We start from the raw sequence: 10396 nt of genomic DNA on the forward strand, positions 1-10396 counted from the left end.
TAGCAACGATTTAGAGAGATAAAAACACGAAAACCTTTATTGACTTTCAAATTATTTGAAAGCAATGGTGTCAATTACTTGCGAGCCGATCCAATACTATCAAATACATATACCTATACTATGAACAATAAATAAAGGTCTCTCATATATGACTGATAAGTCTTTTCTTTTATTGATTTTTTTCTTAACATCTAATTTGATTACTCTTTTTCAGAGAAAAAGCTCCCCAAAAAATTTACTAATTTCTAACAGTAGTATGTTTATAGGCTTTCGTTACCGATTGAATAATTAGCCATTACCAATATAACTTCAGAGTTTTCAACAGTAGCAATCCGTTTTGTTGGTTCATTTTTATTAATTCGTCCACTGTTCAATTCAATATTCTGCAAATCAAAAGCGTCGACGTATTCCTCAAAATTCATCCAAAATTCTTGAACATCGTTTGCGATATTTTGAACATAATCATATAGATCACTGTCTGAATCAATAAACTCAATGCGCTTTGCTAACTCCTGAACTTCTTTACCAGATAAACCAAAAGCTTCAATTTTTGATTTAATTGTTCCCCTTAGTTTGGGATTTTTAATACTATCTATAATATTAGATGCAGCTTTCTTAGAGGTTTTATCGGCTATACCGTCAAAATTATCTCTTGTTTTTTGATTATCATCATTAATTTTTTCAATATGCCGCTCTAAAACCTGTTGGAATTTTTGACGATAATCACGTATTTTTACCTCGGCTTTAGCTTCACTATATTCCTGTGTCGAATAAACGCTCGCTACTTTTGATTCATTCAATCGTCGCTCTGCATCAGAAATCGTGCATTCTTTAATTTTATCCATATCAATAATAATTGTTTCATTACTGATGTCCTCACCATTAACATCACGATAAATCATTTTTAAAACAACGATAGCATTACCAATATTTTTTGAAAAACTGATATCATCATAAATTGGATCAAGAACTCGATGAACTCCTTGTTGAACAGTATCGTACATTCGTTTATTCGCCATATCATAATCAGCAGAATGAGAGTCAGCAGATACACCAACATTCATGATTTGTTTTGATTCGTTATCCAATACCATTTTTTCCGTGGCTTTGGAAGCTTTCGTAGCATTTTTCTCTTTCAGTAAAGCTTCAGCATATTCTCGATACTCAGGTAGAACAAAATCATCAAATTCAGTATCACTATAAATACCTTTCATCTTTTCCCCTAAGCGCTGTGTCATTTTCAAAATTGATTCAATTGCTGAATAAGTTGGGAAAGTGTAGATATCAATCTGTTCTACTTGACCATACTCACGAGGACGATCGATTCGACCGATTCGCTGTTCTAGTTGCATTGGATTGTATGGTACATCCAAATTCATTAAAACAGTCGCATCTTGCAGATTTTGCCCTGTAGAAATCGTGTCGGTTCCAAGCAAAATATTGATTTCGTTTTCTGAATTAAATAATTCTGTCTGCAATTTTGATTTTGGTGAAAAACGATTTAAAATAGCACTCTTAGAGTAGTGATCCATGCCAATTTTATTATCATCAGGATTACCAGTTACTACACCGATGTTATCTAAGTCAAATTTTTTCGATTCTTTGACCTTATCAGCGTAATACAGAATTGTATCGCGGAATTGGCTCACTAAAATGACTTTATTACCTTTTTCTCGCTCAATGATTAAACTTTGCAAAACCGTTTCAAATTTTTCATCTTTACGTAAAAAATTCTTTTCAACTTCATCAATCATACTTTGCAAAACAGCCAAATCCTTAACTGCATAAGCTTTTAACGTATTAAAAACTCTCTTAGAAGATTTAACTGTCAGACTTTCAATTTGACCAGTAATTCGCTCGATATATTTTCGACGATTTCGATTTGATTTTTCTTGAAATTCACGAAATTGATTTGGCAGTTGATCTTCGTCTTCTTCATTCTTAATGTTCAACAACAATCCCAAATTATTTGAAAAATATTCATCTACCTTATAAGCATGGGATAGATAATTTTTCAATCGATCTAAGTACTTGCCGGATGTTTCAATTGCGTCAAAATCCTTAACAAACTGCTGAGTCTTAGTTTGAATCGCCTTCAAAGAATTTACGAAAGACAGCCAACTAGAATCAGCACGTTTTAATAGCATTAATTTCAATCTGCCTGGCGTCAATTCATTATTACTATCTTGAACAAAGAAACGTAGTGTATCCATATATGGGAAATGTAGATTATCGATTCTTTCAAAGTTATTGCTGAAAATTTGTTCTTTCACCGGCTCGAAGGGAACTTCAATCGTTGGAAAAAAACGTTCAGCAAAAGTAACAGATTCGCCACCGTATGTTTTCCTTGTCCGCTGCAAGAATAAATCTTCCCAAAATTCAGCAAAGGCTTTATTATCATTTGCCAACGCTTTAACTGCTTTTCCACGTGCTCCGAAAGCAAAATAAGTACGATAAGTACGATCAAGTGGGATATTATCTACTTCTAGAAATAGTGAACCGATATTAATCACATCCTCACGCTTGTTGTTCCAAGGTGTCGCCGTCAACATGATTCCTTTCATATTATGAGCCGAATGCGAAAAGACATATTCCGCATGACGATATGCTGCAGTAGTTCTATTTTTAAATCCTTGATGTCCCTCATCAATTACAATCATTTGATAAGTTGCAGCAATCAGATCCAACTCAGCTGGCTTCATTAGAGCAAATGTTTCCCGATTGATGAAGTTAAAATTACTGTAGTCAACATCTACAGCATCTAAATCCGCTTGCCATTGTTCATGTAATTTTTTATCTGCAATAATGATTACTTTTAAATGAGGGTTAATTTTTTTCTCTAAGCGTATTACGCCAGCTGTTGTTCGTGTCTTGCCTAACCCTACCCCATCTGCTAATGTTGCAGTACCAAACTGCAGCAGCTTGTTCTGAATTTTTAAAATGCCTTCACGTTGATGCGGATATAAAGTTTCCCAAATTCTATCGTCATCTAATTGAGCATATGGACGAGCAAACATATTCGCAAAATCATAATAAGTTTCAGAAACTGATTTATAGCGTTTAGATTGCTGTACATCTGGATAGATTTGTTTGATTGTCTTGATTAGTTCATCTGAAAAAACATCGACTTCATCTGAGAACCAAATCGATTTGAACCACTCATGCAAAGCATTAAAACTATCAGAGGAATAGACATTTAATTCGGTATTGCCTTGCAAACCATTTCTCGAAAAGTTTGAAGAACCAACTAACGATTCACCAGAGTATTCATTTTCTTTACCATAAAGCATATAACTCTTCGCATGAAAATAGTTTGCTTCACCAGTATAAACTTTGACTTCAATCCGCTTTTGTTCCAGCCAATCAATAAATTTCATCAAAAATAGCTGATCTTCTTCGTTCAAATACCGAATTTCGTCTTGAAACTGATTTTTATAGTCATTTTTCAGTTCGTCATCGTTCAGTTCACTGATATAAAAACCAGCTTGAACAGTATTTTTGGTCAGTTCATTCGTCTCATTTCCCATCAAAATGCTCATATGACCATCACGTACTTCCATAAACTCAGTGAAAGTATTTTTGATTAGTAGCAAGCCGGATATATAAAAATATCCGACTGCTAAATCAAACCGATCAACTTTATTTTGGCTAAGCAAACGATTGATCGCAAATTCCATAGAAACATTGCGATTATCAACTACTCGGCTTTTATAAAGAGCTTCGTATTCTTTTGTCACTATTCTTCACCTGCTTTCAGACGGTCATATACTTCGATTATGCGCTGGGCTTCTTCTTGAACAGCCTGCTTATGATTAGCCGATTCAAAAGTTCTAAGCAAATTAATTAATTCCTCTCGCTCTAATCCATAAATAATAGCTACACGCGCATTTATTTCTGCAGTAAGCTCTTCATATGAAAAATCAGAAAAAATAGTTCCAGGCAGCAAGGTATCTATTTCCTTATACTTTTCCCCATTCAACATTAGCAATCTCTTTACAAGCTGTATCAAATCTACTGCAAAGGGAGTATTCATCATTGGTGGAATTGGTAGTTGTTTCAAATAAGTTTGATTTACATTAATTGTAATCAATTTTCTTAATACGAAATCTAATGTATAAGAGTTAAGAATTCCTAAGATGAAAAGTGATTCCTCCAAGCTAGATTCAGCCATGTTTTTTTGCATCAAAAGACTATTTGCAGCAACAGAATTTTTTGGTAGTAAAGTTGCAATTAAAGCTCGTCTATCAGTTTCCCTAGCAACAGCTCTTATTCCAATACGATAAAACCTATAGTCTTGATTGGTTTTTCTTGCTGCGTCATTTATTCGTACACCTTCGTTTGGAACACCTACCAAGCGAAATTGATTAATTAGTTTCCCTTCATACAGAGGTATAAATTGGTGATTCTCATCATTCAAATTTTGAAACAACGCAGTATCATTTGTTCTGTGAAAGTCTTGTTTTAATTCGAATATTTTCGATTCCCTAAGAGGAGGATACGAAAGCTTTATTTTTTGATAGAGATTAAACTCAGTTTTGTTTCTTGGTTCAAATAGCGAGTATTTCTCAGGTTCTGATTCTTTTACTAGCCAAAGTGGATATTCCAGCTTAATCAAATCATTATTTAAATCTGACAATGATGTTTTATAAAAAAACGAATGAAAATAAGTGTTTTGAATCATTTCCTTATTGATTGTAAGTACTGCAAACTTGTAGCTCCTATGAACTAGAGAGAATATTCCTTTTGTGTTTTCAAAAGATAAAAATTCAATGATTTGCATACGATCAAAGATTAAGTGTCTCAATCCTGTAGAGCCCAAATCTGTCATTAAATTATCAGGAACAAGTATAGATAGCAACCCTGAATCAGTCGTTAACTGTGAAAATCTTTCCATAGAAATTTTATATAGATTAATATCTGAACCTGTTTTCCGTCCCTCAACTTTCCAACTTTGAAACTTAAAATTTTTATCATTTCTAAAAAAAACTGATCCCAACTGAATTCTTGTCTCTAATTCATTCCATTTTTCTTTAACAGTAGGTAGTTGAGCAAAAATATTATTTTGTATGATCATTTTTCCTTTTTTATTTTTAGCAGATAAGTACTCAGAATTATATTGTGAGAAAAACTCATCCGAATTTGGTTTCCAAATTTCCCAAGGTGGGTTCCCAATTATACAATCAAAACCAGCATTCTTCTTCAACTTCCCATCTTCATCAAAAAATACTTCTGGCAAATTAACTTCCAAAGCTTCCACGTGCAAAAATTGTGTCTCACCATTCAGAATCGACTGTACGTATTGTAACAAAGTCCACTGCAGCTCTTGTCGTTTGCTTTCATATTTTGGCGATTGCTCACGTTTCAGCTTCAAAAGCGCCTTGATTTCTTTTTGATAGTTCGCATAGATTGTTTCGCGCTCATAAAAAGGTACAGAGTTCATCAATGAGTTTTGATGAATCAAAGTATTACCGATTAGTTCAGGTAATTTTTGATTAACAGGACGGTGCTGTAGAGATGAAAGCATCAACGTCAGTGACGAAATTAAAATCGCTTTGTAATCTATGTCAACGCCATAAACCATATTGTCTAGAATATATTTTTCCCAAGCAAAACTGCCCTCATCACCAGCTTGCATCATCGGATATTTTTCTCTAACCGTATCAGTTACTTTTAATCCAACAAGTGCATCATGCTTCTCAGCCAGCTGTCTAAAAGCACCACGCAAGAATGATCCCCCACCAGCTGTCAAATCTGCTATTTTCATGTCAAACAAGTAATCCAACATTTTGATAATTTCAGCTTCTTTACCGTCTTTTATAGCTTCTTTGACGTCTGCGATACGGTTTTGGAATTCAACTTCAACGGTCTGCTGCACCATGTACTGGACGAATTTTTCGTCAGTATAGTAAGCTCCTTTATTCTTCTGTTCCTGCAGATCTTCGCCATAAAAAACAATTGGCTTACCATCTTCAATTTTTATTTGGACATTTTGCGACATGGAATTTTCGTATTGTTTTTCCAACGCTTCCGGTGGCACATCTTCAAAGCGGAAAGAATAATTTTCACTCGATGTATCGATCCAAAACTTCGCCCACATTTCAGCATCATGTTCAACAATTAAGTTTTCAATCCTTGTTGTTACTTTACCAATTGATGAAGCAAACAAATCGCCACCATAAACTGTTTGAAATTGTCGGGTTGCTTTATCATGTAGTTCAATCAGACGTTTTTTGCTGTCATCTTTCATTTTGATTTTACTAGTAACATTATATTCATCTTCATCAAATAAGCTAATTTCAACATAATCATCGTATTTCTCAATTACGCTTTTCTTTTTGTTCAGCTTATTGATTGCCGATTCAGTCGAGTTAGTCAAATTGGAATAAATCTCAACCGTTTCTTTGATTGCTTCATCTAACGTACCTCGCCCAACACCTAAGGCAATACCACTTAATTCAAAAGGATGTACTTCATCTTTACCATAATAAGCTTCGATAAAACGTCTCATCAACTGCCGCAAAATTATCGTATCAACCACATTTGACAAGACTGCTGTATAGGACTCATCTTCTACCAACTGTGTTAAAGCATTTTTAATAATATATGCTCGAGCATTGTCAGAAACCAATGGAGCTAGTTCGTTTTTATAAGGTTTAGATGTGATTAACTCTGATAATTTTTTTCGATACAAAGCTACCATCATCAAGAAGTGATTCGTTAGTTCACGTTTGAACACATCTTTCAACCCGTGAATGACATACCCACCCCAAAAATCATCTTGTTCAACTGTGATAGAGCTATTTTTCAGCATATTGAAATTATCTAGATACAAGACTTTCCCGATTGTTTCTTCATTAAGGTCCAACCGCTCATCACGATTGCCGTTTCTCAGCCGGAATAATACAATTCTTTTTTGTCCGACAAACCCGGCAATTTCCGCATCAAACGATCCCCCAAAACTCACTGCAAGTTCCTCTACTCGTTTATGCAACTTCCGAATATCCATTGTTTTTGTCTCTAGAGTCAAGTCAGATACAGTTTTTAAAGCCAATACCGCGCTTGTTTTATCTGGGATTTTATCAGTAAACAACATACGCCATTCACTTTCTGGTTCGTTTGGATTACGTCCTACTGAGTAACCCAAGTAATCGGCAACTATCTGTATTGATTGCTCATCTGCGGTCAAACTTTTTAACATATCCACGATTTCCATTTTTAGTTTGCTCCTCTGCTCCTATTCGTTCAAATAACTTTCAAATTTTATTTTCTGGGGTACCTATCTTTATAGCTGGCTATTCCCAAGTCAGATTTCTTACCACATCCTATGGTCAATCTTGAAGAACTAACTTAATATTGAGCCGAGTTGCAACTTCCCCCTGAGATAGCCCTATCCGTTGTCGGTTCAACCTCAATTGATCACCTAGCGGCATATCATCAACCCTTAATTTCAATTAATTTTACTTTTCAAACCAATCTTCAAGCTGATCAGCACTAATTTTATTGGACAGATTAATTAACGCTGGTCTTAACGTCTGAATCGTTTCTACCAACTCTTCCCCACCAAACAATCCTGTAAATGGCCTATCTGTCAACTCTTCGGATAAATGATTGATTAATTCGCTGGTTTTTTGTTGATCTCCCAAGATATTAATTAGTTTCCCCACTAAATACCGATCTTCAAAATTACTATCCGCAAAAAAATCGTACTTATCGATTTCTCGCTTAACCATTTTAATCATATCATCTTTCTTTTCATAATTGAACTCGCCGGCTACATCCATATATTCGATGATACCACTCGTAATAATGGTGACTGCTTCATCTTTCTTCTGTTTAGATAATTCATCGGCAATCGGTAAATTTTTTATCTGATCACGTACCATTTTTTGAATTTCTTCTTTAATGACTTCTTGTTGCAGTTCATAAAAATAATCATCCATAAACTCCTCACATGGATAACCAACTTCATTTTCCCATGCCGGATTTTTAAACTCCCCAGTGTAAAACTCTTCTTTGATGGCTTTTACAACTTCTGGATGTTCTTGCACAATCCTGTTCTGCCCTTTTAACCGCAAGTAATCCGCAATATATTCTTCAACGTCACCAAAGTAAAACCAGCCTACTGGTTTCCCACCAATACTCGATAATTGGTTAATAACACTTTCAGGGGCTAACGCATAGCCTTGAACATACGAGCTGATTGTTGGTTTCTTTATCCCTAAGCGATTGCCCAACTCTGTAAAGGACAGATTCATATTCTCTTTGATTTCTTTGATTCGTTGTCCTACCTTCACTTTATCAGGTTGTAATAAGCCAAACATAGATTACTTCCTCCTTGTCATTTTTCCCTATTATATCACTCGTATAAAATTTCGTATATCTTTTTTTGCTAAACCTCTTGACTTCGTATAAACAAACGTATAAAATACAAATCATAGATGGCCGTCTATATTTTTTTAATCCAATCGTATAAATTATCGTATATCAAAAAGGAGTGCTATTATGCCAATTAAAATCAATGATCTCACTTTACCAAAAGAAAAACTCGAAAAAGAATACCAAGTCGTCAACATCAATCGCTGGCAAAAAGACGGAGAAATTTTAGGTTGGAGTTATGAATGTATCCTACCAAAACTCCGCTACGAAAAAATCAATTTCAAAGTTAAATCTGAAACTCCTGTGATTACTCCGGAAGAACTTACCCAACAAGGTTTAGCAATGGTTACATTTGCCAATTTAGTGATTTCACCTTGGGGACGCTCAAACGGTCAATTCGTCAGCTACGGCTTATCGGCCACGGCAGATGCGGCTACTTTGATTCCGAAAAAACAAGGCCCTACTACGCAAAACTAATTTTCCTATGGGGTTTGTTGGGTGGTTAGGACGGGAACGGCGGGGCAGCGCCATAGAGCCGCTTCTGTCCGTTAAGACCGCCCAATAAATCCATAGGCTGGAAGGACTGCTTTGCAGGACTTCCCCTTAACTTGATTTATAGAACAACATCAGGCGAAAAATGATGTTTCTTTGACAACTGAATACACATCAAGGAGTGATGGTTTTGAAAGCTTATAATCAGAAAATCATTGAAACTCCCACGTACCTTGAAATTTATGATTATGAAGCGATCATTACTCCTAAACAAAAAACAGGAAATATTGAAACCAATCCAAAACGAAAAAAAGAATTAGCTTGGCTTTATGAAGAAGAAAATTCAACTACTGATAAAAGAAAAAACTATGATGAACTATCTGCTCAAGGGCAATACGACAGCTTAAAACGAAAACAAAAATACTATCAAAATATGCGCTTTGAAATTGCCCGACTCGTGGATATGAACTTTGACAATCGGACAAAATTTTTAACCCTCACTTTCAGAGAAAACATTCAAGACATTGCCTATGCGAATAATGAATTCAAAAAATTTATCAAACGACTAAACTACGAACTCTATCACACAAAAAAAGCAAACCTAAAATACCTTGCCACGTGGGAAAAACAAGAACGAGGTGCCATCCATTACCACATCATTTTATTTGATTTTACTTTTATCTCCGTCAATCGCCTTACAACCATCTGGAAACATGGATTTGTCAAAATCAACAAGATTGATGTAGATAGTATCGAAAATCGTGGACGCTATATTAGTAAATACTTCGATAAGGCTTTAGATTTGAAAGAGCATAAAAAAAAGGCGTTCTTCAAATCGCGCAACCTCAAAGTGCCCAACGTCACAAAACAACTCGTGGATCAACCTTTTGATACCACAAATCAAGACGTCCTTTATACCAATGAGTATCTCGTAAGACGTCCAATATTTTACAGTGCTGTTAATGAAGATGGGAATCCAGAACAAGTGATGGATTTTCAAGAAAGCATTGTTCGTTATACCAAGATAAAAAAATAATTCATTATTCCCTACGCAAAATTCAAAGGAAGTGAGAATATGACCGAAATGAAAATTTTACTCAGTGATGACCAGATGGGCATCATTTCTACTCAACTATCTGATTTAATCACAACTGAAATCGAAAAAATTAAGACACAGGAAAACCTGCAACACCGCTATATGAATAAAAAACAAACTTGTAACTATCTACAAGTTTCCAATAATACGTTAGATGGCTGGATTAAAGATGGCTTACCCTTCATTCAAATCCACGGTTCAAATAGATTTGACCGGATTGCCATTGATCAATGGCTAGCAAGCCTAGCAAAATAATTCCGACATCGTTATACTCCATATATAGTATTTGATTTCGGCTCGCAAATTCGGAGGGAAATACTATGGCAATTAGCAAAACAGAAAATGAGACTTACCGTTTACGGCTTTACTATCCACAAGATATCCAAGAGATGATAGGCGTAAACAAACTTTATTCCAAAACTTTCAAAACTA

Annotated in this window: 6 protein-coding genes; 3 read left to right on the plus strand and 3 right to left on the minus strand. The window is 35.1% G+C overall.

Annotation, left to right across the window (positions count from 1 at the left end; all coding sequences use genetic code 11):
• Window positions 1–260: 260 nt before the first annotated feature.
• The 3 genes from EG2_RS16430 to EG2_RS16440 form a co-directional block, all read right to left on the minus strand.
• Window positions 261–3737 carry a helicase-related protein gene (locus tag EG2_RS16430; RefSeq protein WP_060815432.1) on the minus strand — a complete coding sequence of 1159 codons (3477 nt, stop codon included), beginning with the start codon at window positions 3735–3737 and terminating at the stop codon, window positions 261–263.
• The gene (locus EG2_RS16435) at window positions 3737–7213 is read right to left on the minus strand and encodes an Eco57I restriction-modification methylase domain-containing protein (protein WP_060815433.1); all 3477 of its coding nucleotides are present in this window, start codon (window positions 7211–7213) and stop codon (window positions 3737–3739) included. Before EG2_RS16435 ends, EG2_RS16430 begins: the two co-directional genes overlap by 1 nt.
• 244 nt (window positions 7214–7457) lie before the next feature.
• Window positions 7458–8321 carry a helix-turn-helix domain-containing protein gene (locus EG2_RS16440; protein ID WP_060815434.1) on the minus strand — a complete coding sequence of 288 codons (864 nt, stop codon included), beginning with the start codon at window positions 8319–8321 and terminating at the stop codon, window positions 7458–7460.
• A gap of 181 nt (window positions 8322–8502) precedes the next feature.
• Between EG2_RS16440 and EG2_RS16445 the strand changes: the two genes are divergently transcribed.
• The 3 genes from EG2_RS16445 to EG2_RS16455 all read left to right on the plus strand — a co-directional run bounded on the left by EG2_RS16445 (window position 8503) and on the right by EG2_RS16455 (window position 10219).
• The gene (locus EG2_RS16445) at window positions 8503–8853 is read left to right on the plus strand and encodes a hypothetical protein (protein WP_060815435.1); all 351 of its coding nucleotides are present in this window, start codon (window positions 8503–8505) and stop codon (window positions 8851–8853) included.
• A gap of 205 nt (window positions 8854–9058) precedes the next feature.
• Window positions 9059–9904 (plus strand): rolling circle replication-associated protein, encoded by an 846-nt coding sequence (locus EG2_RS16450; RefSeq protein WP_060815437.1) that lies wholly within the window; start codon window positions 9059–9061, stop codon window positions 9902–9904.
• Window positions 9905–9943: 39 nt separating this feature from the next.
• Complete coding sequence (locus EG2_RS16455; RefSeq protein WP_060815436.1) at window positions 9944–10219, plus strand: helix-turn-helix transcriptional regulator; 276 nt, start codon at window positions 9944–9946, stop codon at window positions 10217–10219.
• Window positions 10220–10396 lie beyond the last annotated feature (177 nt).

It is taken from the genome of Enterococcus gallinarum NBRC 100675 (assembly GCF_001544275.1).
Lineage (GTDB): Bacteria > Bacillota > Bacilli > Lactobacillales > Enterococcaceae > Enterococcus_D > Enterococcus_D gallinarum.